At 39.8% G+C, this 26,369-nt stretch carries 18 protein-coding genes and 3 pseudogenes; 17 read left to right on the top strand and 4 right to left on the bottom strand.

Annotated elements, in window-relative coordinates; translation table 11 throughout:
• Window positions 1–135 precede the first annotated feature (135 nt).
• The 5 genes from H6A27_RS12310 to H6A27_RS12290 all read left to right on the top strand — a co-directional run bounded on the left by H6A27_RS12310 (window position 136) and on the right by H6A27_RS12290 (window position 5,280).
• Complete coding sequence (locus tag H6A27_RS12310) at window positions 136–2,076, top strand: glycoside hydrolase family 97 protein (protein ID WP_204508879.1); 1,941 nt, start codon at window positions 136–138, stop codon at window positions 2,074–2,076.
• A gap of 101 nt (window positions 2,077–2,177) precedes the next feature.
• The gene (gene cysS, locus H6A27_RS12305) at window positions 2,178–3,656 is read left to right on the top strand and encodes a cysteine--tRNA ligase (protein WP_204508878.1); all 1,479 of its coding nucleotides are present in this window, start codon (window positions 2,178–2,180) and stop codon (window positions 3,654–3,656) included.
• Window positions 3,657–3,873: 217 nt separating this feature from the next.
• Window positions 3,874–4,449 carry a porin family protein gene (locus H6A27_RS12300; protein ID WP_204508877.1) on the top strand — a complete coding sequence of 192 codons (576 nt, stop codon included), beginning with the start codon at window positions 3,874–3,876 and terminating at the stop codon, window positions 4,447–4,449.
• A gap of 250 nt (window positions 4,450–4,699) precedes the next feature.
• On the top strand, window positions 4,700–4,867 hold the full coding sequence (locus tag H6A27_RS12295; RefSeq protein ID WP_204508876.1) for a hypothetical protein: 168 nt from the start codon (window positions 4,700–4,702) through the stop codon (window positions 4,865–4,867).
• The gene (locus H6A27_RS12290) at window positions 4,861–5,280 is read left to right on the top strand and encodes a hypothetical protein (protein WP_204508875.1); all 420 of its coding nucleotides are present in this window, start codon (window positions 4,861–4,863) and stop codon (window positions 5,278–5,280) included. The genes H6A27_RS12295 and H6A27_RS12290 overlap by 7 nt, the downstream gene beginning before the upstream one ends.
• On the opposite strand, the gene H6A27_RS12285 is transcribed toward H6A27_RS12290, so the two are convergent.
• Together H6A27_RS12285 and H6A27_RS12280 are read right to left on the bottom strand one after the other, a co-directional pair.
• A complete protein-coding gene (locus tag H6A27_RS12285) occupies window positions 5,237–5,428 on the bottom strand; it encodes a hypothetical protein (RefSeq protein ID WP_204508874.1) in 192 nt (63 codons plus the stop codon). The genes H6A27_RS12290 and H6A27_RS12285 overlap by 44 nt on opposite strands.
• A 171-nt stretch (window positions 5,429–5,599) precedes the next feature.
• Window positions 5,600–5,899, bottom strand: a pseudogene (locus H6A27_RS12280) (family 20 glycosylhydrolase); the annotation flags it as partial.
• On the opposite strand from H6A27_RS12280, the pseudogene H6A27_RS12275 reads away from it, so the two are divergent.
• The 7 genes and pseudogenes from H6A27_RS12275 to H6A27_RS12245 all read left to right on the top strand — a co-directional run.
• Window positions 5,897–6,607 (top strand): annotated as a pseudogene (locus H6A27_RS12275) (transposase); the annotation flags it as partial. The pseudogenes H6A27_RS12280 and H6A27_RS12275 sit on opposite strands and share 3 nt — an antisense overlap.
• Window positions 6,608–6,889: 282 nt before the next feature.
• The gene (locus H6A27_RS12270; RefSeq protein WP_420867862.1) at window positions 6,890–8,683 is read left to right on the top strand and encodes an alpha-L-fucosidase; all 1,794 of its coding nucleotides are present in this window, start codon (window positions 6,890–6,892) and stop codon (window positions 8,681–8,683) included.
• A 19-nt stretch (window positions 8,684–8,702) separates the two neighbouring features.
• The gene (locus H6A27_RS12265; RefSeq protein ID WP_204508871.1) at window positions 8,703–10,262 is read left to right on the top strand and encodes a sulfatase; all 1,560 of its coding nucleotides are present in this window, start codon (window positions 8,703–8,705) and stop codon (window positions 10,260–10,262) included.
• Window positions 10,263–10,291: 29 nt separating this feature from the next.
• A complete protein-coding gene (locus tag H6A27_RS12260) occupies window positions 10,292–11,863 on the top strand; it encodes a sulfatase family protein (RefSeq protein WP_204404280.1) in 1,572 nt (523 codons plus the stop codon).
• 32 nt (window positions 11,864–11,895) lie between these two features.
• On the top strand, window positions 11,896–15,492 hold the full coding sequence (locus tag H6A27_RS12255) for a glycoside hydrolase family 2 TIM barrel-domain containing protein (RefSeq protein ID WP_204508870.1): 3,597 nt from the start codon (window positions 11,896–11,898) through the stop codon (window positions 15,490–15,492).
• Window positions 15,493–15,766: 274 nt separating this feature from the next.
• Window positions 15,767–17,275, top strand: a complete 1,509-nt coding sequence (locus H6A27_RS12250; RefSeq protein ID WP_239469673.1) for an arylsulfatase — start codon at window positions 15,767–15,769, stop codon at window positions 17,273–17,275.
• A 14-nt stretch (window positions 17,276–17,289) separates the two neighbouring features.
• Window positions 17,290–17,796, top strand: a pseudogene (locus tag H6A27_RS12245) (sulfatase-like hydrolase/transferase); the annotation flags it as partial.
• A 163-nt stretch (window positions 17,797–17,959) separates the two neighbouring features.
• Here the strand turns inward: H6A27_RS12245 and H6A27_RS12240 are convergent.
• On the bottom strand, window positions 17,960–18,937 hold the full coding sequence (locus tag H6A27_RS12240) for a Gfo/Idh/MocA family protein (RefSeq protein ID WP_204508868.1): 978 nt from the start codon (window positions 18,935–18,937) through the stop codon (window positions 17,960–17,962).
• A gap of 86 nt (window positions 18,938–19,023) precedes the next feature.
• Here H6A27_RS12240 and priA point away from each other — a divergent pair, with 86 nt between their 5' ends.
• From priA to H6A27_RS12215, 5 genes are all read left to right on the top strand, one after another.
• Window positions 19,024–21,486 carry a replication restart helicase PriA gene (gene priA, locus H6A27_RS12235; protein WP_204508867.1) on the top strand — a complete coding sequence of 821 codons (2,463 nt, stop codon included), beginning with the start codon at window positions 19,024–19,026 and terminating at the stop codon, window positions 21,484–21,486.
• 103 nt (window positions 21,487–21,589) lie between these two features.
• Complete coding sequence (locus H6A27_RS12230) at window positions 21,590–22,303, top strand: phosphatase (RefSeq protein ID WP_204404268.1); 714 nt, start codon at window positions 21,590–21,592, stop codon at window positions 22,301–22,303.
• Window positions 22,304–22,466: 163 nt separating this feature from the next.
• A complete protein-coding gene (locus H6A27_RS12225) occupies window positions 22,467–24,041 on the top strand; it encodes a site-specific integrase (RefSeq protein WP_204508866.1) in 1,575 nt (524 codons plus the stop codon).
• Window positions 24,042–24,358: 317 nt separating this feature from the next.
• Window positions 24,359–24,523, top strand: coding sequence for a hypothetical protein (locus H6A27_RS12220; RefSeq protein WP_204508865.1), 165 nt, complete (start codon window positions 24,359–24,361; stop codon window positions 24,521–24,523).
• Window positions 24,524–24,618: 95 nt separating this feature from the next.
• Window positions 24,619–25,431, top strand: coding sequence for a phage/plasmid replication domain-containing protein (locus H6A27_RS12215; protein ID WP_204508864.1), 813 nt, complete (start codon window positions 24,619–24,621; stop codon window positions 25,429–25,431).
• Between the two features lie 65 nt (window positions 25,432–25,496).
• On the opposite strand, the gene istB is transcribed toward H6A27_RS12215, so the two are convergent.
• The gene (gene istB, locus H6A27_RS12210; protein ID WP_204508863.1) at window positions 25,497–26,252 is read right to left on the bottom strand and encodes an IS21-like element helper ATPase IstB; all 756 of its coding nucleotides are present in this window, start codon (window positions 26,250–26,252) and stop codon (window positions 25,497–25,499) included.
• Window positions 26,253–26,369: the final 117 nt, after the last annotated feature.

The following is a 26,369-nucleotide window of genomic DNA, read 5'->3' as shown; positions in this document are numbered from 1 at the left end:
CAACATTTTGTGCTTCGAGCACGGCAATAGACGATCAATCAAGTACGTAGGGCTTGATTTTTTATTGCACCGGCATAAAAAACGAAGATTTTTATGTAAGTTTGTCATAAGGTTTTTAATTAATACATAATACTTATGAACAAACATCTTTTATTGTGTGCATTCGCACTGTCATTTTCTCCATTATTCGCCCAACAGGCAACAGTGAAAGGTCCGGACTCGAACCTTAAGGTTGATATTTCCGTAAAAGAAGGAAAACCGATTTATACAGTTACTTATAAAAACAACATTATTCTTGAGGATTCTCCTTTGGGATTTGTCACAAGCATAGGCGATTTCAGCAGGAACGTCTCATATGTGGGACAGAAATCATCGTCAATAAAGAAAACCTATGTACAGGACAGGATTAAGCAGTCTTCAGTAAATTATAATGCTAACGAACTGAGGGTAACATTCACAAATGCCGACAAGAATTCTTACGACGTAGTGTTCAGAGTGAGCAATAATGACATTGCTTTCCGTTATGAATTGCCGCAGTATGGCGAAACTGCATCTATAGTGATGAAGGCTGAGGCTACAGGATTTGATTTCCCTGAGAATACCACTGCATTTATTTGCCCTCAGAGCGATCCTATGGTGGGATGGAAAAGGACCAAGCCTAGTTATGAAGAGGAATATAAGGCTGATGCTCCTATCTCTACTACATCGCAGTATGGCGAGGGATATACATTCCCATGTCTTTTCCATGTGGGAGACAACTGGGCTTTGGTGTCGGAGACAGGTGTGAGAAGCAAATACTGTGCGTCGCATCTGAGTGACGCTACCGAAGAAGGCCTTTATACTATTGCGTTCCCTAACGAGGGTGAACTGAACGGTCTGGGTGCATCTACTCCGGGACTTGCGCTTCCGGGAGAAACTCCGTGGCGCACTATAACTGTGGGAGATAATCTGAAACCTATAGTGGAGACTACTGTGCCTTTTGATGTAGTGGAACCATTGTACGAACCGTCGCAGGAATATAAATTCGGACGTTCCACATGGAGCTGGATACTGTGGCAGGACCCGAGCATCAATTATGATGACCAGATAAAATTCATTGACCTGGCTGCTGAAATGGGATATGAGTTTACGCTTATAGACGGCGGATGGGAAACCAATATAGGACGTGAACGTATGGAGGAACTTTTCAAATATGCACAAAGTAAAGGGGTGGATGTATTTGTATGGTATAACTCTAACGGATACTGGAACGATGCGCCTCAGTGTGCAAAACAGTGTATGAGCAATTCTGTGGACCGCAAGCGTGAGATGAAGTGGTTGCAGAAATGTGGTGTGAAAGGTTTGAAGGTGGATTTCTTCGGTAGCGACAAACAGCAGATGATGGGGCTATATGAGGATATACTGAGCGATGCTAATGACCATGGACTGATGATTATATTCCACGGATGTACCATTCCGCGCGGATGGGAACGTATGTATCCTAACTATGTGGGAAGTGAGGCCGTGCTTGCATCAGAGAACTTGATATTTAACCAGCATTTCGATGATAATGAGGCGTTTAATGCCACGCTCCATCCGTTTATACGTAACACTATAGGATGTATGGAATTTGGTGGAACAATCCTGAACAAGAGACTGAACAAGACTAATGACGGAGGTACGACAAGACGTACGACTGATGTGTTCCAGATTGCCACTGCTGTGCTTTTCCAGAATCCTATTCAGAACTTTGCGATAGCTCCGAATAATCTGTATGATGCTCCTGCATCTATGATAGAGTTCATGAAGGAAGTTCCTACTACATGGGACGAGACACGATTCATTGACGGCTATCCGGGTAAGTATTGCGTTCTGGCACGTCGCCATAACGGACGTTGGTATATTGCGGGAGTTAACGCGCTGAAAGAACCGTTGAAACTTGAACTGAACCTTTCTATGCTTATGGATGGAGATGAATGTACATATTATTATGACAACAAGAAGCGTGAACCGCAGAAAGAAACTCTAAAGGTAAAGAAAGCGTCGTCTGTTCCGGTGGTGCTACAGCCTGAAGGCGGAGTGGTTATTGTGAAGTAAAACAGTGTATTATATTGATATTTCATAATAAAATTACCGGTAGTATGTGTCCGTCATGAATTTATTTATAACTTTGCGGTCTAACGTAACTATTATGCATTATGGAAAATAAACTCTTAATCTACAATACACTGAGCCGTTCGAAGGAACTTTTCAAGCCGGCTCACGCACCGCATGTGGGTATGTATGTGTGCGGACCTACCGTGTATGGTGATGCTCATCTGGGACACGCGCGTCCGGCAATTACTTTCGATATTCTTTTCCGTTATCTCACTCATCTGGGATATAAGGTACGATATGTACGCAATATCACTGATGTGGGCCATCTGGAACATGATGCCGACGACGGTGAGGACAAGATTGCAAAGAAGGCCCGTCTGGAACAGCTTGAACCTATGGAGGTGGTGCAGTATTATCTGAACCGCTATCATAAGGCTATGGAAGCACTCAATGTCCTTCCTCCAAGCATCGAACCTCATGCTTCGGGACATATCATCGAACAGATTCAGCTGGTAGAAGAAATCCTGAAGAACGGATATGCTTACGAAAGCCAGGGTTCTGTATATTTCGATGTGGCAAAATACAACAAAGACCATCATTACGGAAAACTCTCAGGAAGAAATCTTGACGATGTAATCAATACTACACGTGAGCTTGACGGCCAACAGGAGAAACATAACCCTGCAGATTTTGCTCTTTGGAAGTGTGCACAGCCTGAACATATCATGCGCTGGCCTTCACCATGGAGTGACGGTTTCCCGGGATGGCACTGCGAATGTACTGCTATGGGTAAGAAATATCTGGGTGAGACATTCGATATCCACGGTGGAGGTATGGACCTTGTGTTCCCGCATCATGAATGCGAGATTGCACAGAGTGTGGCTTCGCAGGGACATGACATGGTACGCTACTGGATGCACAACAATATGATTACCATAAACGGTCAGAAGATGGGTAAATCGTTGGGCAATTTCATTACTCTTGATGAGTTCTTTACAGGTAGCAACAAGTTGCTTGCACAGGCATATTCGCCTATGACAATCCGTTTCTTCATCCTTCAGGCGCACTACCGCAGTACTGTTGATTTCAGCAATGAGGCTCTTCAGGCTGCTGAGAAGGGGCTTGAAAGACTGATGGAGGGCGTGAAGAATCTTGAACGTATCACCCCGGCGAAGACTACAAGCGGTATTGAACCGGCAGGACTTCGCGAGAGATGTTACGATGCAATGAACGATGACCTTAATACTCCTATCGTAATCTCACACCTCTTCGATGCCACACGTATGATAAATACTGTAATCGACAAGAAGGCTACTATCAGCGAGGCTGACCTTGAGGAACTGAAACAGGTATTCAATATGTTTGTGTTCGAAATTCTTGGTCTTAAAGCTGATGCAGAGAACAATGCTGCACGCGAGGAGGCTTACGGAAAAGTGGTAGATATGTTGCTGGAACAGCGTATGGTGGCCAAGGCTAACAAGGATTGGGCTACAAGCGATAAGATACGCGACAATCTTGCTGCCTTGGGATTTGAGGTTAAAGATACCAAGGATGGATTTACCTGGAAACTGAATAAGTAATTTAAAATAGTATATTTATTAGAACGTCTGCTGAATATAGTTTAAATACAATTTAAATGGTGTTTAAACATTATTGGGCAGACGTTTGTTTTATATTTTATAATTCAGGATTGAAGTGTATTTGTTTTATTCGCAAATATAAAATCTTAAGAAAAAGCTTGTTTTTTAATATTAAACTATTATTTTTGCCATTGTAAATTTTAAAAATAGAACAATTATGAAGAAAATTTTTTCAACTTTAGTCATTATGGTGTGTCTGTTGCTGGCTGTTCCCGCACAGGCTCAAGTAAAATTCGGTCTGAAGGGTGGTTTGGATGTTTCTAAGTTAGATAATAAAGTAGGAGATAATACAACCGGTTTCTTTGTAGGCCCTATGGTTGATGTTACTCTGCCTATTATCGGTTTAGGAATAGATGTGGCAGCTCTTTATTCACAATCAGGATTGGATGTTAATAATAAGAATTCGGAGAAATTGAAATCTGTAGAAATTCCGGTAAACCTTAAATGGACATTAGGACTTGGAAGCACACTTGGAGTATATGTTGCAGCCGGTCCACAATTCGGTTTCAGCATAAATGACGGATGGAAGCAGTTAATGGAAGAATCAAACAAAAGTTTTGTCAGTGTTAATGTAGGAGCCGGTTTAAAATTGCTTCGTCATCTTCAGGTTGGAGTTAACTATAATATCGGAGCTAGTAAACTTGGAGACATGATTGTTGAATCTGCTGACGGTGACTTGCGTTCCAACATTAGAAAAAATTCATGGCAGGTTTCTCTGGCATATATGTTCTGATATAAATAATAAGATATAAACTTGGTCCCGCAGACTTTAATATCAAAAAGTTTGCGGGACTTTTTTTTGTTTTCAATGTGTAACTAAAATAATGATTATAGTTAAGACCTTGAATTTTTTCATGTTGTTTTGTTATTGACTTAAATCAATATAAGCATGTGTTTGAACATTATGATGAACAAATGCATGTTCATAATTGTCTTGTAATCTGTAAAGATTTTGATAATTAATAATTTGATAGGTATAGTTTATGAAACAAGACTTGAAAAAAGTTGAGGTAAAAGAATTGTATGTTGCACCTGTTTGCGAATGTATTGAGATGCTGTCTGAAGGAATTCTTTGTGCTAGTGGAAACACTATCTCAACATCTACGGGAGTTTTTGGGTCTGAAGGAGATAGACTTATTGGTGAATGGTAATCTTTGATGATATTATGAATAAAGTAAGCATATTTTTTCTTTTAACAGCATTACTCTTTAGCTTTTCTTCTTGCGGAAAGACTGATGTTTCGGATAATGGAGTAGTGGATAATCCGACGGGAGGCGATATTGGAGCAGGAAAGGGACAGTTCAGACCAATGTATGCACCACCAGTACGCAATGATGAAGGTGGCAATGTGCTGACAGGTGTGGTATTCAAACATCTCACATCACTTGTCATCTTTAAGGTGACAAACAGTACGGATGAGGCATTCAACCTTAACTCAATAGAAATGTCAACAGCGGATGGAAATGCTGTGTTTTATTCGTCTGCATCTTTCAATCCTCAGAGTCATACGGAAGCTGTAGTCAATGGTAGTCCTTCTTTCTCCAGTCTGCTTTTCCTCTTGTGATTTTACTCCATTTTTCGAAATTGATAGATTTTCCTTTGAAATCTTCTTTCCATATCAGTTCATAATCATTCTTTTCTTCTCTGCCATAAGCGGTTGTGAAAGAAAGAAGATAAAGAAATACAATGAATAAATTTTTTATTCTGTTCATATAAGCTTTTCTTTTTTATTAGGAAAACAATTCTGTAAAGTTGGTGTAACACGTTCGTGTTACGCTAGTTACACGTATGTGTTGCACGCGTTGCACGTTCGTGTTTCGACCGTTACACGTTCGTGCAACGGTTATTATGTCTGTTCGCTTAAAAATATTGTTCGAAACAAATTAATGTTCAGTATGTCTGTATGTAACATTCTTTATTTTTCCCTTGAATCCCATGTATTCGTCACCAATGGTTTCGAGTGGGAATATCAGGGTCTCTACATACCAGAATTTGTCTTTTCTGTTATGCTTGAAGTTATATACTTCGCGTGTACGTCCTTCCAGTCTTTCAATCTTTTTCCCATTAACAAAGAGTGTAGTACCTTTCACATCGCCTTCAATGCGTATTTTAGTCCATTCACTGGCAGGCAGACGATAATCGTGGAATACGAACTCATAACCATCGCGTCTGAAAGCAAATCTCTCCATGGAGAGGAGGGAAAACGAAGCGATAAGCCACAGGGGTTATCCAAGAAACAGACGGAGGCTCGCTATTGTAAGGAACACTCAGGGGATGAGCGTATTGCCAGGCGTAGCGCTGAGTATTTTGCAAGTAAGATTGAGACGGCCATCAGCATGCTCAAGCGCTCAATCATAGAGGGTGTACGTTTCGATTATCTTCTTGTTGACAGCTGGTTTACCTGCTCTGAACTTTTGAAGTTCGTGGTCTCAAGGCACTTTGGATGCCACCTTATCGGAATGATAAAGATGGGCAAGACAAAGTATGAGACAGATCTTGGAAACAAGACAGCGCCTGAACTTATCAAGGCTCTCCAGAAATCCAAGAACGTAAAGTATAGCCGCTCAATCGGTTACTACACAGCAACTGTCTCTGCTAAAATCTCCAGCATTAAGGTCTGCCTGTTCTTCTACAGAAGAGGCAAGAACGGCAATTGGAATGCTCTGCTTACCTCGGATTTGAAACTTGATGCGAAAGAAGCCTTCAGACTTTACTCAAGAAGATGGGTTATCGAAGTGGCTCACAAAGAGATGAAGCAAAATCTTAAACTCGGAAAGAACCAGTGCAGAGACTTCGCCGGACAGATTGCAGGCATATCATTGTGCGTACTGCAATACAATATTCTCAGTTATGTCAAACGCTATGAGTCATACGAAACTATCGGAGGTATAAAAAGCATCAAGTTGATGGTAATTAAAGGTAATATTCCTTTGAAACTTGTGTAATTTTGTAGAATTTTGTTTTCTAATGTTTTTTTTATTCAGTTTGTTTTATATTAATGCCATTATTATTGGATTAGTTTTATATATTTGCATAGTAGAATTAAATAACGGCAAATAATAACCTTAAATTTTTAATTTGATTATATATCTTTTTATCTGATATTTGCTGATGCCTCCTTTGGAAATCCCAAAACTATATATAATATGAACTGTAAAAAAATTATTAGGACAATGGCATTGTGTCCTATCTTGTCTCTTTGTTCTTGTACAACAAGTGAAGAATATTACACAAAACATCTGGAATTTCCGGAAGGTATAACAATTGAGCAGAAAGTTGATATGGCATCTCGTTTGGTTCCTACGCCACAGCAGTTGGAGTGGCAAAAAATGGAACTGACAGCTTTTCTTCATTTTGGAATAAATACTTTCACCGGACGTGAATGGGGTGATGGAAACGAGGACCCCGCTTTATTTAACCCAACAGAACTCGATGCAGAGCAATGGGTACGTACTCTTAAAGATGCCGGATTCAAAATGGTTATAATTACAGCAAAACATCATGATGGCTTTTGCTTATGGCCAACGAAGACTACTAAGCACTCTGTAGAATCCTCGCCTTGGAAAGATGGTAAGGGAGATGTAGTGAAGGAACTTCGTAATGCCTGTGATAAATATGGTATGAAGTTCGGTGTCTATCTTTCTCCATGGGATAGGAATGCTGCATGTTATGGTGATTCTCCTGCTTATAATAAATTCTTCATAGAACAACTCACCGAATTATTGACTAATTATGGTGAAGTGCATGAAGTATGGTTTGATGGAGCAAACGGTGAAGGTCCTAACGGTAAAAAACAGGTATATGACTGGGACGCTTTTTATTCAACAATACGTACTCTACAACCAAAGGCTGTTACTGCTATAATGGGTGATGATGTACGTTGGGTTGGTAATGAAAAAGGTATAGGACGTGAAACCGAATGGAGTGCGACTGTATTAACGCCTGGAGTATATGCCCGTGCAACTGAAAATAATAATGCATTGGATATAAATAATATGTCAAAAGATTTGGGTGGAAGAGACATTCTATCAAAGGCAAAAGAACTGTTCTGGTATCCGTCTGAAGTGGATGTATCAATTCGTCCGGGATGGTTCTATCATGAAGACCAGGATAGTAAGGTGAAATCTCTCAAACATCTTACTGACATTTATTTCCAGTCTGTAGGTTATAATTCTGTTTTACTCCTGAATATTCCTCCTGACAAGAGAGGACTTATAAGCGATGCTGACGTGAGCAGGCTTAAAGAATTCAAGGCTTATCTTGATGAGTCGTTTGCTGACAATAAGATAACAGAAGGCAATAAGCTTTGGAAAGCGGAACAGGGAGAACAGAAGGAATATGCCCTTAAAGATAATTCTGAAATTAATGTGATAATGCTTCAGGAGGACATTTCGAGAGGTCAGAGAGTGGAAGGTGTTGATGTTGATGTATTTGCTGATGGGCAGTGGAAGAATGTGGCACAGGGTACTACAGTAGGATATAAGAGAATGTTCAGATTCCCTGCTGTAAAAACGGATAAAATTCGTGTTACTCTTACAGGCTCACGAAATATAGCTAATATATGTAATGTTGCCGCATATTATGCGGAGCCTTTGACAGATGAAGCTGCAACTCAGGAATGGAACAATTTGCCACGCGATACTTGGAAAGTCGTTTCAAAGTCTCCGTTAATAATCGATCTTGGAAAGAAAGTCTCACTTTCAGCATTTACATACGCTCCTTTAAAAGCTGAAGCAAAACCTGACATGGCATTTAAGTATTCATTTGCAGTGAGTGTTGATGGAAAGAATTGGAAAACTGTTAAAAAGGATAGTGAATTCAGTAACATAGTGAATAATCCTATACCTCAGACTGTATCACTTAGTGGCGCTGAAGGAGTCAGGTTTATACGTCTTGATGCGGTATCTGTAAATGGAACTCCGGCTGTCGTGGATATTAACGAGATAGGAGTAAACATTCAAAAATAAAGGATATTAAAACAATACCATGCAGAAACTTATTATTACAACACTATCATGCGGTCTGCTTGCAACATCTGTAGCAGCCGCACGACAGAAACAACCCAATATTATAATGTTTCTCGTAGATGATATGGGGTGGCAGGATACATCAGTACCATTTCATAATAACGAGCAAACGACACTGAACAGGCGTTTCCATACTCCAAATATGGAGAGGATGGCTGAGATGGGTGTTAAATTTACCCAAGCATACGCTTGTGCTATTTCTTCGCCTACCAGATGTAGTCTTATGTCTGGAATGAACGCGTCACGCCACAGAGTGACGAACTGGACATTGGAACTGAATCAGAAAACAGATAGTAAAAGCGATGTTATAGAACTGCCGGAATGGAATTTCAATGGTATCCAGCCGGCTGCTGAGGATGGTAAAATCAATAATTCTACAGCTATAACGCCATTACCGCAGATTCTTAAAGACAACGGTTACAGAACTATACATTGCGGGAAGGCTCATTTCGGTGCAAGAACTACTCCGGGCGCGGATCCTTCTACTATGGGATTTGATGTGAATATTGCCGGAGGACCTAATGGGGCTCCCGGAAGTTATCTTGGAACGAAGAATTTTGGTGAGGGAACTCGTTTTGCTGTTCAGGGCCTTGAGAAGTATTACGGACAGGATATATTTCTTACTGAAGCTCTGACTATTGAAGCAATAAGAGAAATGAAAGAGTCTGTCAAGATGAACAAACCGTTTTATCTGTATATGTCGCATTATGCTGTGCATAGCCCTTACAATGAGGATAAACGATTTACAGAAAAGTACAGGGGGAAATATGATGAACAGCTGAAAGCGGGTCTGAATGAGAATGAAGCCAGATATGCCGCACTTGTGGAAGGTATGGACAAGAGTCTTGGTGACATTATGGATTATCTTGAACAAAATCCGGAGGTGGCTGCAAATACCATTCTGCTGTTTATGTCTGATAATGGCGGTCAGGGACTTGACAATGTCCGTCAGGGAGTAGCCAATAGAGACCAGAATTATCCTGCGCGTGCCGGAAAAGGTTCCGCATTTATGGGGGGAGTTAGAGAGCCGATGATGGTGTATTGGCCGGGAGTTACAAAACCAGGTACGGAATGTGACCAGAAAATTATTATCGAAGATTTTTTCCCGACTATTCTTGAAATGGCTGGTATAAGGAAATATAATACGGTACAGAAAGTTGATGGAAAAAGTTTTGTTGCGTCTATTAAAAAAGGAAAGACTATTGACGACAACAAGATTATTGTGTGGCATTTCCCTAACTTGTGGGGTGAGACTCAGAATAAGGATGAAGGATATGGAGCTTATTCGGCAATACTGAAAGGGGATTATCACCTTATATATACATGGGAAACCGGAGTGTTGCGCCTGTTTAATATTAAGGAAGATATAGGCGAACAGAATGACATTGCCAATGTAATGCCTGAAAAAGTACGTGAACTTGCTTCCCAATTGTCCGATTATCTTAGAGAGAGAGAGGCGCAGCGTCCGTCTGTTAAATCTACCGGAAAGGTTATACCATTCCCGGATGAAATATTATAATCTCATTTTTAAACTTTTAATTATTCATTATGAAATATTCTTCTATCCCGGTTTATATTGCCGGAACTGCAGCTATAGCAGCATTGGCTTCATGTTCCCAAGAAAAAAAAGAAAAGGAACAGCAGTATAATATAGTATATATAATGACTGACGACCATACGGCACAGATGATGAGCTGTTATGACAACCGTTATGTAGAAACACCTAATCTTGATCGTATAGCCAACGACGGTGTAAAGTTTACTAACAGTTTTGTTGCCAATTCGCTTAGTGGTCCGAGCCGTGCCTGTATGTTCACTGGTAAGCATAGCCATGCGAACGGTTTCTATGACAATACTACCTGCGTTTTTGACGGCTCGCAACAGACAATGCCTAAACTTTTACAAAAGGCCGGCTATCAGACTGCGATAATCGGAAAATGGCATCTCGAAAGTCTTCCGACAGGTTTCGATTATTGGGAAATCCTTCCGGGACAGGGCGATTATTATAATCCGCGTTTTATAGAGATGAATAATGACACTATTGTTGAGAAAGGTTATCTGACAAATATCATAACTGAAAAAAGTATCAACTGGCTTGAGAATCAGCGGGACAAGAACAAGCCGTTCTGTTTGTTTGTGCATCACAAGGCGTGTCATAGAAACTGGTTGCCTGAGCTGAAGTATTTATCACTGTACGAGGACAAGACTTTTGAAATGCCGGATAATTTCTACGATGATTATGAGGGTAGAGAGGCTGCCAAAACACAGGAGATGAGCGTTCTCAAGGATATGGATATAATGTATGATACAAAAATGTATCGTGCCGACAAGGATAGCCGTCTGAAATCCACATACGAGGACTATGTCGGTCGTCTTGATCCTGAAGACCGTAAGGTTTACGATGAATTCTATCAACCTATAATAGACGAGTTCTATAAGAAAAACCCTCAGGGAAAAGAACTTGCCGAATGGAAATACCAGCGTTATATGCGCGACTATGCTAAAGTCCTGAAATCTTTCGACGACAACGTAGGACAGTTGCTTGATTATCTTGAGCAGAACGGACTGCTGAAGAATACTCTCGTTGTATATACTTCCGACCAGGGCTTTTACATGGGCGAGCATGGATGGTTCGACAAACGTTTCATGTACGAGGAATCTATGCATACTCCTCTCGTAATGCGTCTTCCAGACGATTTCAAGACTAAGGCAAAGGGTGATATTCCTGAGATGGTTCAGAATATAGACTATGCGCCTACATTCCTTGATCTTGCCGGTGCCGAGATTCCGGAAGATATACATGGAGTATCCTTGCTCCCTTTGCTGAAAGGTGAAAAGCCTGCCGACTGGCGTAAGTCACTGTATTATCATTTCTACGAATATCCTGCCGAACACATGGTAAAACGTCATTACGGTGTGCGTACAGAGAGATACAAACTCATACATTTTTATAATGATATTGATGCTTGGGAACTTTATGATTTGCAGGAGGATCCTAAAGAAATGAATAATCTCTTTGGAAAAGAAGGATACGAGCAGATTACTGAAGACTTAATGCAGGAGCTTCACAGACTTCAGGCTCAATATAAAGATCCTATTGAGGAGAAACTTAAAAAATAACTTCTTTAATACCCATTATAAAATCAATTAACATGAAACATCGTTTATTATTTATCGTTACAATCCTGGCGATGGCTTTTATGTTTACGGGGCTTAATGCACAGAAACGTTTTGACAGTAAGAAACTATATTCTGTAAGTTCCGTAAAATATAATGGAAAGGCCATTACTTATGCTGGAACCGCTCCCAAGATGAAACTTTCTGCTGCAAACGAGGCCGATAAAGCACAGCTTTGGGCTATTGCCGACCTTTCCGGAAGTTTCAGATTTGTAAATCCGTATGATAATCTGGCTATTCAGGCTGGTGATAATGGATTTGTTCAGGCTGTTGAGACAAATGGTTCGGACGAGATGCAGCTTTGGCTTGTACAGCCGGAAGGAAAATATGTGCGTCTTGTTCCTTCTAATAAATCGCAATGGATGGCTTTGTGTAAAGAAGATGGAAGTATTGTACTTGTAGATGCTGATAAGGCAAAGAATGATCAAGCATCACTTTTCGTTATTACAGAGACCAAAGTGGCTGCACCGACAACGGCTCAGACTGCTGTTCGTGAGAAAGTGTATTGGGAGGACGAAACCATGTTCGCCGAGAATAAGGAAGCAGGTCACGCTACATTTACTCCTTATGAGAGCGAAAAGGAGATGATTGCCGACAGAGAATTCTATGCGCATCCATGGGTATATACAAAGAGCCAGTCTGTAGAGCTTCTCAACGGCGACTGGTATTTTAATTTTGTATCACAGCCATCAGAACGGCCTGTAGATTTCTATAAGGAAGATTATGATGTGCGTAGTTGGGCAACTATACCTGTTCCTTCGAACTGGGAAATGCACGGATATGACCGTCCGATATATTGTAATGTGGAGTATCCTCATTCCAACACTCCTCCTTATATCGACGCCCGCGAGAAATTTAATGACGGCGGCGAAAACTATGGCATTAACCCTGTAGGTTCGTATGTTAGATATTTTGACCTGCCTGATAACTGGAATGGAAAACGTACATTTATCCAGTTCGGTGGTATATATAGTGCAGCATTGGTATATCTTAACGGAGAATATGTAGGATATACACAGGGAGCCAATAATGTTGCCGAATTTGATATTACAAAGTTTGTACGCGAGAAGGATAACAAGCTTGCCGTGCAGGTATTCCGCTGGAGCGACGGCTCTTATCTTGAGTGTCAGGATATGTTCCGTATGAGTGGTATATTCAGAGATGTTTTCTTATATTCCACACCGTTGGTGAGCGTACGCGATCATTATATAACTTCAAAACTCACTCCTGAGTCCGGATATCGTGACGGAAGTATGGATGTAGAACTTACCATTGACAATCGAGACGGTCTCACCGGCGAGAAGAATATCGAAGTAAGACTTGCCGATCCATTCGGAAAAACGGTTGCCAGTGAAGTACTTACAGTAAATTTTAATGGCAAGAAACGTTCTGAAAAACTGAAAACAAGTTTTACTCTCCGCAATCTGATGTTATGGACGGCCGAGACACCTGACCTTTATACTGTGTCTGTAATACAACGCAACGGTGATAAGGATGAAATGGCATTTTCTACCAAATATGGCTTCCGTGATATAGAAATACGCGGTTCTTTGGTTTATATCAACGGACAGAGAGTTTTCTTCAAGGGTGTTAACAGACATGATACTCATCCTCTGTACGGACGTGCCGTTACTACAGAGTCTATGCTTGAGGATGTGTTGCTTATGAAGAGGAACAATATCAATACGATACGTACTTCTCACTATCCAAATGCAGCCAGGATGTATGCAATGTTCGATTATTTTGGCCTATATACTATGGATGAGGCTGACCTTGAGGATCATGCAAATCAGTCTATCAGTGGAATGCCTTCGTGGATTCCGGCTTTTGTTGACCGTATTGACCGTATGGTGCTGCGCGACCGCAATCATCCAAGTGTGATATTCTGGAGTCTTGGTAACGAGTGTGGCAGTGGTAATAACTTCCAAGCATGCTATGATGCGGCAAAACGTCTTGACCCACGTCCTGTTCATCATGAAAGTACTCGTGACGGTAAAGAATACGGTGGAAACCGTTTCAGTGATATTTATTCTAAGATGTATCCGGGAATGGACTGGATGGACAAGTATGTCAATTCGTTTGATAAACCTATGTTCATCTGCGAGTACGCACACGCAATGGGAAATGCTATAGGCAATCTTAAAGAATATTGGGAAAGCATAGAAAGCAGTAATTCTACCATCGGAGGTGCTATATGGGATTGGGTTGACCAGGCTATATATGAACCTGTTGATATCATGAATGGCAATTATGAAGGAAGACTTCATACGGGATATGATTTCCCGGGACCTCACCAGGGTAATTTCTGTAGTAACGGTATTATTCCTGCAACACGTCATGAGTCTCCTAAACTGAAGGAAGTAAAGGCTGTTTATCAGTATGTCAAGTTCGGACTTACAGAGAAGAATATAAAGAAGAATACCGTATCTGTTAATATTAACAATACATACGATTTTATCTCATTGAATGGATATGAGCTATTATGGGAAACTGTTGAAAATGGAAATATTGTTGGACGCGACAGTATGCTTTTGCCGTCAATAGCTCCGGATATGTCCCAGGACATGACACTTAAACTTTCTGGCACAAATTTGAGTAAGGCTGTTAAGAATGGAAGTGAGGTAATGCTTAATATGTATGTGCGCAATACAAAACCTACCGAATGGTCCGTAAAAGACCATGTAGTGGCTCAGGCTCAGTTTGAAATCTCATCTCGTGGTAAATTGCCGGAACTTGTGGTTAACAGTAGAGTCGCTGCTCTGAATGTGGAAGAGAATGAGAAAGAGATAACTGTCGGTAATGCTTTCATATATGCGGCGTTTGATGTAGCTACCGGTCGTATGACAAAACTTCGTATTAATGGCCTCGATGTGATATACGGCAAACAGGGTTTCTTGTATGACAATCATCGTTTCATCGAGAACGACCGTGTTCCGACAGACACTTCTAATGGCTTGGAACCTACTGGCGTTTGCAAGGTAATAGAATCTAAAGGAAAAGTTGTTGTCTCAACATTGCGTGCCGGTTCATTATGCGACTCAGAGATAATATACACATTCTTCCCTAACGGAGTGCTTGACATGGATGTGAAGCTTATCCCAAAGACTAAAGAGCTGTATCGTGCCGGTTTGGTATGTGCGGTAAATGCCGGTCTTGAAAATGTGGATTATTATGCTTACGGTCCTTGGGAAAACTATATTGACCGTAAGGAAGGATGTATGATTGGACGTTACTCTACTACTGTTGATGATATGGAAGAACGATACGTTAAGCCGCAGAGTATGGGAAATCGTGAATCATTGCGTGAACTGAAGCTTACAGGAAAAGACGGTTGCGGAATACGTATCGAAACAGAAGGCGCTGTAGCTTTCTCTGCATTGAGATATACAGATGCCGACCTGATGAACGCGCGTCATGCCTGGGAATTGCAGAAACGTCCATATATAGTTCTGCATCTTGATGCTCAGATGCGAGGACTTGGAAACGGTAGTTGCGGTCCTGTTACTTTAGAGAATTACAAGATTGCTCCATTACCTTTCGAATATAAACTGAGAATATCATATACTGATTGATTATAAATATCTGTAGTGTACTAAATAAGTTGACACAAATTATTTAGTACACTACAAAATTCGCGGTAATTTTAAACGTTGGATAAATATTACCTATATCAGATTCCTACAAATGAGATTGCACTCAATCCTAATTTGGCACCTAACAATCCTGGATGGGAATAAGCGTTTGATATAATTCTATAAAGTTGTCTGTCATATTATGGCAGACAACTTTTAGATGTTAATAGCCGGATAATAACACTATCTAAATATGAGATTTATTAATAACATAATGATTTGTGCCGGAGTATTGACTACTGGAGTATGTCATATTCAGGCCGCTAAAAAAACAGAGAAGCCTAATATTATTTTTATCTTGTGTGACGACATGGGATATGGAGATTTGGGATGTTATGGTCAGAAATATATCAACACTCCAAATATTGACCGTATGGCGCAGGAAGGAATGCTTTTTACACAAGCATACGCCGGTAGCCCTGTGAGTGCGCCGTCGCGTGCCACGATAATGACAGGACAACATTCGGGACATACACATGTGCGCGGTAATAAGGAGTATTGGAAGAATGTTCCTATGATGAAGTATGGCGATAACGATGAATATACAGTCGTAGGTCAGGAACCATACGATCCTGGTCATATAATCCTTCCGGAGATAATGAAAAAGAACGGATATACTACGGGTATGTTCGGTAAGTGGGCAGGTGGATACGAAGGTTCATGTTCTACCCCAGACAAACGTGGTATAGACGAATATTATGGTTTCATCTGTCAGTTCCAGGCACATCTTTATTATCCTAATTTCCTTAACCGTTACAGCAAGTCGCTTGGTGATACGGCAACAGTTCGTGTCACTATGGATGAAAACATCAATTATCCAATGTTTGGCGATGAATATAAGAAACGTCCACAGTATTCGGCGGAAATTATCCATCGTGAGGCTTTAAAATGGATTGATTCGCAGGATGGAAGTATGCCTTTCTACGGTTTCTTTACATACACTTTGCCTCATGCAGAGTTGGCCCAGCCAAATGATTCCATTTTGAAGTCTTATAAGAAAAAATTTTTCCATGACAAGACTTGGGGAGGTGATGAAGGTAGCAGATATAATCCTGCAGTGCATACCCATGCAGAGTTTGCAGGAATGATAACCCGTCTTGACGCGTACGTTGGCGAAATATTGGCAAAACTGAAAGAGAAGGGCTTGGATGAAAACACAATTGTGATATTCAGTAGCGACAACGGCCCTCACGAGGAGGGTGGTGCGGACCCTGAGTTTTTCGGCCGTGACGGAAAATTGCGTGGCTTGAAACGTCAGTGCTATGAAGGTGGAATCAGAATTCCTTTTATTGTGCGTTGGCCTGGTAAGGTTGAGGCAGGAACAGTGAACGATCATCAGCTTGCTTTTTATGATATTATGCCTACCTTCTGCGAATTGGTCGGCGATAAGAAATTCCCTAAAAAGTATTTGAATAAGAAACTTGAAGGCGACTGTTTCGACGGTATATCGTTTGCTCCTACATTGATGGGTAATGATGAAATGCAGGAAAAACACGATTATCTGTATTGGGAGTTCCATGAGACTGACCAGATAGCCGTACGTATGGGCGACTGGAAACTGGTAGTAAAGAAAGGAATACCTCACCTTTATGATTTATCAAGTGATATTCATGAAGATAAGGATATATCGGCAGATCATCCTGATATTGTACAGAAGATGGTTGATATAATCAAGAAAGAACATAGAGACAATGAATATTTTAAAATAACATTACCGCTATGAAGAAATGATATTTTATAACATTTGCTTCTTTGTTGCTGCCACATTATCTCTGTTCGCAGGAGAACAGGCTTAATGTAGTATTTATCATGGCAGACGACTTGGGGCTAAATGATACAGGATATACAGGAAGTGATTTCTACGAAACCCCAAATATAGACAAACTGTCGAAGGATGGAATGGTGTTTACCACGGCTTATTCATCAGCCGCCAACTCCGCACCGAGCAGGGCATGTTTTATGAGTGGCCTGTACACACCCAGACATGGCATATTTACAGTAAGTCCTCCTGACAGGGGAGACAGAACGAAACGTAAACTGATTTCTGTCCCGAATACTGAGGACTTGCGAAGGGATATACCAACGATGGGTGAACTGTTTCAAAGGAACGGTTACAGATGCGGCCATGTAGGCAAATGGCATTTGGGAGATGATGCTGACGGAACCGGACCATTGTCGAGAGGATTCGATGTGAATATAGCGGGGGGTAGGGCAGGAACGCCTTATTCTTACTATTATCGTTACGTCTGGTGGTCAATGAATGTCTTGACACTCCTGTGGTAATAAATTTCAGCGTATATTATAGCGAGGGCTGATATTGATATTGTCGGGCTGTTCTTTGACAGACTGTATCGCAAAACTTATATAGTAATGTGATACAGTCTGTAAAGGAACAGTTCTTTGTTTATTAATCCCAGGGATATTTTACTCCCCAATTTTTTCTCAGTTCATCCATCTGGCGCATTATTCTTATAGTCTCTTTGTGAGGCATATAAGGTGATTCTTTCCATCCGTTTTCAATACCTTCTATAGAAGCCCTTACCTGATACTCAAAACCTGTTATCTGTTCAGGAGCTTTATATTCAGCTTTCAGCTTATAATCTTCTCCGAAAATCTTTATGCATTCAGGATTGTTGATGTTCTCTATTACCATGAATCCTTTATCTCCTGAAATAACTCCCATTCTGTCAGTTTGGGCATAAACAGACGATTGTAGTGATGCCATTTTCCCATCGTTATAGAATATGGTGATATTTTCTTGTCCGTCAACTCCGGTATCAGTAAGCTGGCATGCCGATTGTGTTTCCTTTATATCATTACCGAAAGCCATTGCCGCAAAGTTCAGAGTGTAAACGCCTATGTCGAGAAGTGCCCCTCCTGCGAGCTCAGGTCTGGCAATTCTTTCCTTGTCGGCAATAACATAGCCAAGATTGGCAGAAAGCGTGTAAGGCTTGCCAATAACTCCTTCGTTCAGCAGTTCTACCATTTTTACAGAAAGAGGCATGTAGCGTGTCCATATAGCTTCTGTTATGAAGACATTTTTTTCTTCAGCCAGATTAATAAGTTCTTCTGCCTGACGGACATTTGCCGTAAACGATTTTTCGCATAATACAGGCTTGCCGTTCATTATACACAAACGTGCGTGTTCATAATGATGTGAATGGGGCGTTGCAATGTAAATCAAATCGACCTGATTGTCGTAAACAAGTTCCTCATAGCTTCCGTATGCTTTGCTGAAATTCCATTTTGAAGCGAATTTCTGAGCTTTATCTATACTTCTTGAAGCTACCGCGTAGCATTCAGTTTCATCCATTCCGTTGATTGTCGCAGCCATTTTCTCGGCTATATGTCCGCAACCGATAATACCTATCTTATATTTTTTCATTCCTTATTAAAATTAGTTATTGCAAAGCTATAAAAGTTTGCCAATATTTGAAGTCAACAGCGTATCCTTTTTTGTACCTTTGCAATATGAAAAAGTATATCGACGTCATAGTGCCGCTTCCTATTGCGAATATCTTTACATATTCTTTGCCTGAGTCACTCGTAAATCAGGTAGAGGTGGGTTGCCGTGTGGTTGTGCCTTTTGGAGTGAAGAAGTATTATACTGCTATTGTGGTTAAGATACACTATTCGGCTCCAGAGGAGTATGAGACAAAAGATATATCCGAAGTCCTTGACAAGACACCTGTTATGCTGGACAGGCAGTTGGAATTCTGGAAATGGGTAGCTGAATATTATATTTGCACTTTGGGCGATGTATATAAAGCCGCGTTGCCGTCTGGAATGAAACTTGAGAGTGAGACCGTAGTAGAGTATAATCCTGATTTTGTGGCAGAAGAACCGCTTACTCCTAAAGAACAGCGCATTCTTGATATACTGAGTGTAGATACCGAACAATGTATCACACAAATAGAGCGTGCCGGCAATATAAAGAATATACTACCGGCAATAAAATCGCTGATGGAAAAGGATGCCATTCGTGTGAAGGAGGAATTAAAACGTAATTACAGACCAAAAACAGAAATTCGCGTGCGACTGCATGATAGCATGTGCGATGAGTCTGTGTTGCAAAACCAGTTCAATTTACTTGCTCGAGCTCCAAAGCAACTTGCACTGTTGATGAAGTATATAGAACTGTCAGGATGGATGCAGGAAGGTAAGTCCCTGGCTGAAGTGTCAAAGAAGCAATTGCTTGAGACATCGGGAGTATCGTCATCAATTCTGAACAGTCTTATAGAAAAAAACATTTTTGAGACGTATAATTATGAAATAGGACGTCTGACTACAGAAAATGCAGAGACTGTTTCTTTGAATTCCCTTAATGAGGTACAACAAAGAGCCTTCAATTCTATTTTGTCGTCATTCCATCAGAAAAATATATGTCTCCTTCATGGGGTTACCTCAAGTGGAAAGACAGAAGTGTATATTCATCTGATTGATGAAGTTATCAAAGCCGGTAAACAAGTACTTTATCTGTTGCCTGAGATTGCCCTTACTACACAGATTACTGAGCGCTTGAGAAAAATATTTGGATCACGCCTTGGGGTATATCATTCGAAATTTCCAGATGCGGAGCGTGTTGAAATATGGCAGAAACAGCTTACCGAGAATGATTATGATGTGATATTAGGAGTCCGCTCGTCGGTCTTTCTCCCTTTCAGAAGGCTTGGTCTGGTAATTGTAGATGAAGAGCACGAAACATCATATAAGCAGCAGGACCCCGCTCCGAGATATCATGCCAGAAGCGCTGCAATAATGCTTGCGTCGCTTTATGGAGCTAAGACCCTTCTTGGAACAGCTACACCAAGTATGGAATCATATTATAATGCCACGCACGGTAAATATGCACTTGTGGAGATGAAGGAAAGATTTCAGCAGATACAGATGCCGGAGATAGAAGTGGTTGACATTAAGGAATTGGTACGAAAAAGACGTATGTCCGGACATTTTTCTCCTTTCCTTTTACAGAAAATGAGAGAGGCTCTCGAGAATAAGGAACAGGTTATCCTGTTTCAGAACCGTAGAGGATTTGCGCCTATGATAGAATGTCGTACATGCGGATGGGTTCCAAAATGCAAGAACTGTGATGTGAGCCTTACTTATCACAAAGGGCTAAATCAGCTGACTTGTCATTATTGCGGATACACTTATAGCGTGCCTAAATCTTGTCCTGCTTGTGGTGGAGTTGAACTTGTGAACCGTGGGTTTGGCACAGAGAAGGTGGAGGACGATATTAAACAGATATTTCCGGATTCGGTGGTCGCACGTATGGATATGGATACTACTCGTACACGGACATCCTACGAAAGAATTATAAATGACTTCCAGGAAGGAAAAACAGATATACTTATTGGTACACAGATGGTTTCAAAAGGTCTGGATTTCGACAGGGTGAGTGTTGTTGGAATATTAAATGCGGATTCGATGCTGAACTATCCTGACTTCCGTTCGTATGAAAGAGCATTCCAGCTTATGGCACAGGTATCTGGTAGAGCGGGGCGTAAGAATAAGCGCGGGCTTGTAGTATTACAAACCAAATCGCCGGATATACCGCTTATACATCATGTAGTGACTAACAACTATAATGCACTTTATGACGAACAGTGTGCCGAACGAAGCATGTTCCGTTATCCGCCTTTTTACAGGTTGATATATGTATATCTCAAGCACCGCAAGGAAGATGTGTTGGAATGTGCTTCCGACTGTATGGCAGCATATTTGCGAAACGGACTTGGTGACCGCATACTTGGTCCTGACCGTCCTCCGGTAGGGCGAATACAGGCATTGTTCATAAAGAAAATAGTGATAAAGGTTGAACAACAGGCATCAATGTCGAAGATTCGTATTTACCTGCAGCAGGTGCAGCAAGCGATAATGGAGGATGAACGGTTTAAATCATTGATTGTGTATTATGATGTGGATCCGTATTAGAGATGTTAGTTCTCAAGTTCTTTAGTTTTTAAGTTGGTTGATTATAACAAAAATAAATTTATAAATTCGCAAACTCACAAACTCATAAACTTACAAACTCACAATGAAGAATATAGAATTAGATGTACACACCCATACCATAGCCAGTGGCCATGCGTTCAGTACTTTACAGGAAATGGCCCAGGCGGCAGCTTCAAAAGGCCTGAAGCTATTGGGAATAACAGAACATTCGTCAGGTATTCCGGGAACCTGTGACCCGATTTATTTCCGTAATCTTCATGTCGTGCCAAGACAAATGTACGGTATAGAGTTGCTGTTAGGGGCAGAAATAAACATAACCGACTTTAACGGCAATATTGATATGGACGAATTCTATCTCCGTATGTTGGATATACGTATAGCAGGAATACATTCGTTGTGTTACATTCACGGAACAAAGGAACAAAACACCAAAGGAATGGTGAATGTCATTTCAAATCCTTATATTAACATAATAAGCCATCCGGGTGACGGTACTGCAAGTCTTGAATTTGAGCCTATTGTACTGGCATCAAAAGAGCATCATACATTATTGGAGATAAATAACAGCTCGCTTAAACCTTGCCGCAACAAGCCGGAAGCTAAAGGAAATAATATGGAGATACTTCGATTGTGTAAGAAATATGAAGTCCCTGTGATTCTTGGTAGCGACGCACATATTTCTTTCGATATAGCCGAATATGGTTATGCCATGCAATTGATTGCAGAAACTGATTTTCCTGAAGGGTTAATAATGAACACTGATGTAGAACGATTTAAACAGTATATTGGGAAATGAAGATACTTTTTGTGTGCTTGGGAAATAAATAGAAAAATATTAATAATTTATATATCACTGAAATATAGAAAGTTCTGATTTGTTTATTATCTTTGTAGTGTAAACCAAATATAGGTTTTACACAATAAAATGTAAACTACAAGGTAAACTAAAAAGTAAAGGTATGAAACGGAATATGCCTACTATTTCAGTGGTATTATACACTTCAAAAACGCTTGCCAATGGTGAACATCCTATTATGCTGCGTGTATGCTATAATGGTAAACGCAAATATAAAAGTATGGGTATATCTTGCAAGCCTCAAGAGTGGAGCGATGATAAACAGCGAGTAAAGGGTAAACGTGCCAATAGCCTCAACTCTATTATCACAAAGGAATTAGCCGATGCACAGAATTATGTTTTATCTTTGGAAGGTAAAGAGGACTATTCAGCCTCAACGATTATTTCCGATTTACAGAAAAAAGCACCGACAAAACTAACCTTATTTGCATTGTTTGAAAAAAGAATTGAATTTTTCAAAATAGAAAAAGGTAAGTATAATACTGCTACCGGTTACAGGACTTTACTCAACCGCATAAAAAAATATACTAATAATAAGGATATAGAGCTATTTGAAGTTACAAATAATTGGTTACGTTCTTTTGAAGAGTATTTACGTTGCCATTATAAGGATAATTCTATAAGGAAGTTTTTTGATTGCTTTCAGGCTATTTTTAATTACGCCACAACCAAAGAATATATTAAAGAGACACCATTCACGACCTTTCAGTTCAGTAAAAAATTGAATTGCCAAACAAGGAAAAGGGCACTAACGTTACAAGAAATGACATCTCTTATGGTATATTATTTTGAAAGATATGGAAGATTGGGTATTGAAAATAATGATGTATATGGTGAATTGTCAGAAAAGCAATATTGGGTTAATCAGAAGTTTAAGCCACGTGGAACCACTAAATTAACGACCATTAATGCAGAACAATTTTCGCTCGCATTATTCCTTTGTAGTTACCACTTTCAAGGTATGGCTCTTGTTGACCTTGCTAACTTAAAAAAGAAAGATTTGCGAATAGTTGAAATTACAGACAGTAAGAAGTTTATTAAAGATGCGGCTGAATTTGGATATGATTATGCGATTGATAAATTGAGGAAAAAATATTGTTATGAGATTATAACAACAAGGCAAAAGACTAATCACCCCACAAAGATTATCGTTGATGTAAATCTATTAATGCCATACCTGTATCCGTTTGGCTCATATATTGATGGAGAAAGGGGCTTGAGTGAGAATGAATTAGAGGATTATATATTTCCAATTTTTGATAGAGATAATGATACAGAAGATAAGAAGTTCAGCCGTATGGCATATATGAATTATCTTGTTAATGTCAACCTGAAACGTATTGCAAGGCGATTAAGACTTTCCGATGGTATAACATTCTATTGTGCTCGGCACAGCTATGCTTCCGCTTTGTATCATGCCAATGTTCCTATGGGGTTAATTGCACAAAATATGGGACGTAATCCTGCCCAAATTGAAACATATCTGAAGGAGTTTGATAATGAGAATATTTATAATGCAAATTTAAAGTTGTATTTGTCGGAGCAATCCGAATATAGGGATATTATTGAGAAATCCCGTGACGAAGAAAGAAAGAGATTAAAAGAAGAAGGAAAATTGGGCATGTTAGAGCTGCTTGAAGATATATGGGAAGGCTACGATGAAGAACCATTTATTTAATAATTTATGGAGTTGAGGCAGTGGACTCTTGAACCGAAAAAAGCCAATATTACTATCTTAAATAATGGATAAGCCTCATCAATGATCCATTGTATTATATATAACTTTCAGTATATTATTTGATTTGTTGGGAGACATAATTACCTGAAATTAAGCTCTGTAACTTGCCTCTTATTATGCTTAAAAATAATAAGCACAGTAAGAGGCATACTGTTAGCCATGTACGAAAAAATTTTTTTTCATATTTCCATAAAAAAAACTTATTAAAGTTGATATTTTTTCTATTTCTACTATATTTATTAATATATACTTAAAAAATGAGACAATATAGAGAATTATCAGACATGACTAAGCAAAAAATCAGTCAGGCAATGAAAGGTAAATCAAAGTCACTTACCCACAAAGAGAATATAAGTAATGGACTAAAAGACTATTGGAAAAAAATTCCTAATAAACCAACAAATGAGAAGGTGGAGAATTAACCTCTTCCTCACTACTTGTCAAGATGACAAAATTTGCAAAATTGCAAATAAAAATAATGTATTATATTTTAATTTTAATGATAAAATTTGACAAAATGAAATTGATAACTTCAATAGATTATATTTCCGATATAAATGTTTCGGTTTTTCTTACATCAGTTAAAAATGATGAAGTATTATCTTATAAATATCAGCAGGATAAACCTTATTCATTATTGATATTGGTAGATTATAGTCATAACGAACTTGTATTAGAATTCACAGGAAAGATATTATTGGATAAATACTCGCAGTTAATAAATAGTGAAACTATTAAAGACTGCCTAAGTAATATAAACAAGCTAAATATATGTAGATTGAATGTTGAGGCTATATTACACGATGCAGAGGTGGTTAAATGCGATGTAACCAAAGATATAGCAACAGATATTTATGTGATTAATTCAACCATACGGCAAAACCTTAACAATTATCGTAAGTGGACTGTAAAACCGTACAATAGTGGAATAACGTTGGAAAACACGGTTTCTACCCCAAAATACAAAAAGCGGTTAGCCATATATGACAAATATAAGGAATTGGAGAAAGTTAATAATGTTAATTTTATAAATGGTCTTAGCACCAAGAATGAAATCCTTTCATATTTCAAAGGGAAGGTTAGATTTGAACTAAATATAAACACCAAGCAGCAAATAAGACAGTTTTTAAACATTCCAAATAACAATATACAAAATGTACTGAATGCTACAGCCAATCCAATTCTTGCAGTCATAGATGAGGCTGTTAAATATGAGCCTCAGCAACAAAAAGCACAAACGTTACGAAATTATGAACATGAATTGTTATTAAAAGATTGTGATTATGATTTGGTGAAGGTTGAGGCTAAGGTAAGTGCTGAAAACGGTTGATATCCGTTCACCCAAAACGGTGATATCCGTTCACTTTTCATACTCTTACCTATGGCGATGCAAATTTATTGATTTTCGTCTGTAACGTTGCAGTATTGATGTCTTTTTTGACGTAAACTGCTACCTTGTAGCTCGAAGCGCACACTTGTGTGTACCAGCCTGTCTAATATTGCATCAGCTGCAGTCGTGTTGCCTTTCATCACATCGTACCAGTTGGCAACCGGTAGTTGTGATATGATGATCGTAGCTTTTTGTCCATGGCGGTCTTCTATAATCTCCATAAAGTCAAGCAACTGTTGTCCGTCAAGAACTTTCATGCCGAAGTCGTCCAGTATAAGCAAGTCAGTCTGTGCCAGCTTGGCGAAGAAACGATGCAGGGTACTGGATATGCGGGCAAGGCTTATTTCCTCGAAGAGCCTGTACAGGTTATAATAAGCAACCTTATATCCGTTCATGCAGGCCTGATGACCAAACGCTGTACCCAACCAGCTTTTACCGGTACCGGCAGCACCCGTAATAAGTATGGATACCCCGTTTTTCACATAGTCACAAGTGGCAAGATTAAGCACTTTCTGCTTGTCCACGCCACGCTTGCAGTCATAGATAACTTCACTTATGGAAGCCTGATAACGGAAGTGTGCTTTTTTTATCAGACGGGCATTCCGGCTTTGATTCCGGTTATCCATTTCAGCCTGTATAAGCAGTTGCAGACCGTCTTTCAAGGAGAGCGACTCTGCCTGTCGCGTCTCCTGCATGGTAGCCCAGTAATGGGCCATTCCGGGCATCTTAAGGTTTCTTAGAGCATTGATAATTTCATCCATCGTTATTTGTTTTGAGTGTTAGAAGTCTGTCATTTGAACTGTGCTTTTCCACGGATATTACAGTGCTGCGGAGGAGCAAAGGAAGATGAAGGTTGCCCCACACCGGCACACTTGCTC

Origin of the sequence: Bacteroides caecigallinarum, from assembly GCF_016902295.1 — a bacterium.
GTDB classification, from domain to species: Bacteria; Bacteroidota; Bacteroidia; order Bacteroidales; family Bacteroidaceae; genus Phocaeicola; species Phocaeicola caecigallinarum_A.
The sequence above is the reverse complement of the archived record's forward strand: the minus strand, read 5'-3'. Positions and strand labels throughout refer to the sequence as shown.

Excerpts from the sequence above, each read along its gene's own strand:
- H6A27_RS12310 (WP_204508879.1), top strand. The coding sequence starts at position 136 with ATGAACAAACATCTTTTATTGTGTGCATTCGCACTGTCATTTTCTCCA.
- cysS (WP_204508878.1), top strand. The coding sequence starts at position 2,178 with ATGGAAAATAAACTCTTAATCTACAATACACTGAGCCGTTCGAAGGAA.
- H6A27_RS12300 (WP_204508877.1), top strand. The coding sequence starts at position 3,874 with ATGAAGAAAATTTTTTCAACTTTAGTCATTATGGTGTGTCTGTTGCTG.
- H6A27_RS12295 (WP_204508876.1), top strand. The coding sequence starts at position 4,700 with ATGAAACAAGACTTGAAAAAAGTTGAGGTAAAAGAATTGTATGTTGCA.
- H6A27_RS12290 (WP_204508875.1), top strand. The coding sequence starts at position 4,861 with ATGGTAATCTTTGATGATATTATGAATAAAGTAAGCATATTTTTTCTT.
- H6A27_RS12285 (WP_204508874.1), bottom strand. The coding sequence starts at position 5,428 with ATGAACAGAATAAAAAATTTATTCATTGTATTTCTTTATCTTCTTTCT.
- H6A27_RS12270 (WP_420867862.1), top strand. The coding sequence starts at position 6,890 with ATGGCATTGTGTCCTATCTTGTCTCTTTGTTCTTGTACAACAAGTGAA.
- H6A27_RS12265 (WP_204508871.1), top strand. The coding sequence starts at position 8,703 with ATGCAGAAACTTATTATTACAACACTATCATGCGGTCTGCTTGCAACA.
- H6A27_RS12260 (WP_204404280.1), top strand. The coding sequence starts at position 10,292 with ATGAAATATTCTTCTATCCCGGTTTATATTGCCGGAACTGCAGCTATA.
- H6A27_RS12255 (WP_204508870.1), top strand. The coding sequence starts at position 11,896 with ATGAAACATCGTTTATTATTTATCGTTACAATCCTGGCGATGGCTTTT.
- H6A27_RS12250 (WP_239469673.1), top strand. The coding sequence starts at position 15,767 with ATGATTTGTGCCGGAGTATTGACTACTGGAGTATGTCATATTCAGGCC.
- H6A27_RS12240 (WP_204508868.1), bottom strand. The coding sequence starts at position 18,937 with ATGAAAAAATATAAGATAGGTATTATCGGTTGCGGACATATAGCCGAG.
- priA (WP_204508867.1), top strand. The coding sequence starts at position 19,024 with ATGAAAAAGTATATCGACGTCATAGTGCCGCTTCCTATTGCGAATATC.
- H6A27_RS12230 (WP_204404268.1), top strand. The coding sequence starts at position 21,590 with ATGAAGAATATAGAATTAGATGTACACACCCATACCATAGCCAGTGGC.
- H6A27_RS12225 (WP_204508866.1), top strand. The coding sequence starts at position 22,467 with ATGAAACGGAATATGCCTACTATTTCAGTGGTATTATACACTTCAAAA.
- H6A27_RS12220 (WP_204508865.1), top strand. The coding sequence starts at position 24,359 with ATGAGACAATATAGAGAATTATCAGACATGACTAAGCAAAAAATCAGT.
- H6A27_RS12215 (WP_204508864.1), top strand. The coding sequence starts at position 24,619 with ATGAAATTGATAACTTCAATAGATTATATTTCCGATATAAATGTTTCG.
- istB (WP_204508863.1), bottom strand. The coding sequence starts at position 26,252 with ATGGATGAAATTATCAATGCTCTAAGAAACCTTAAGATGCCCGGAATG.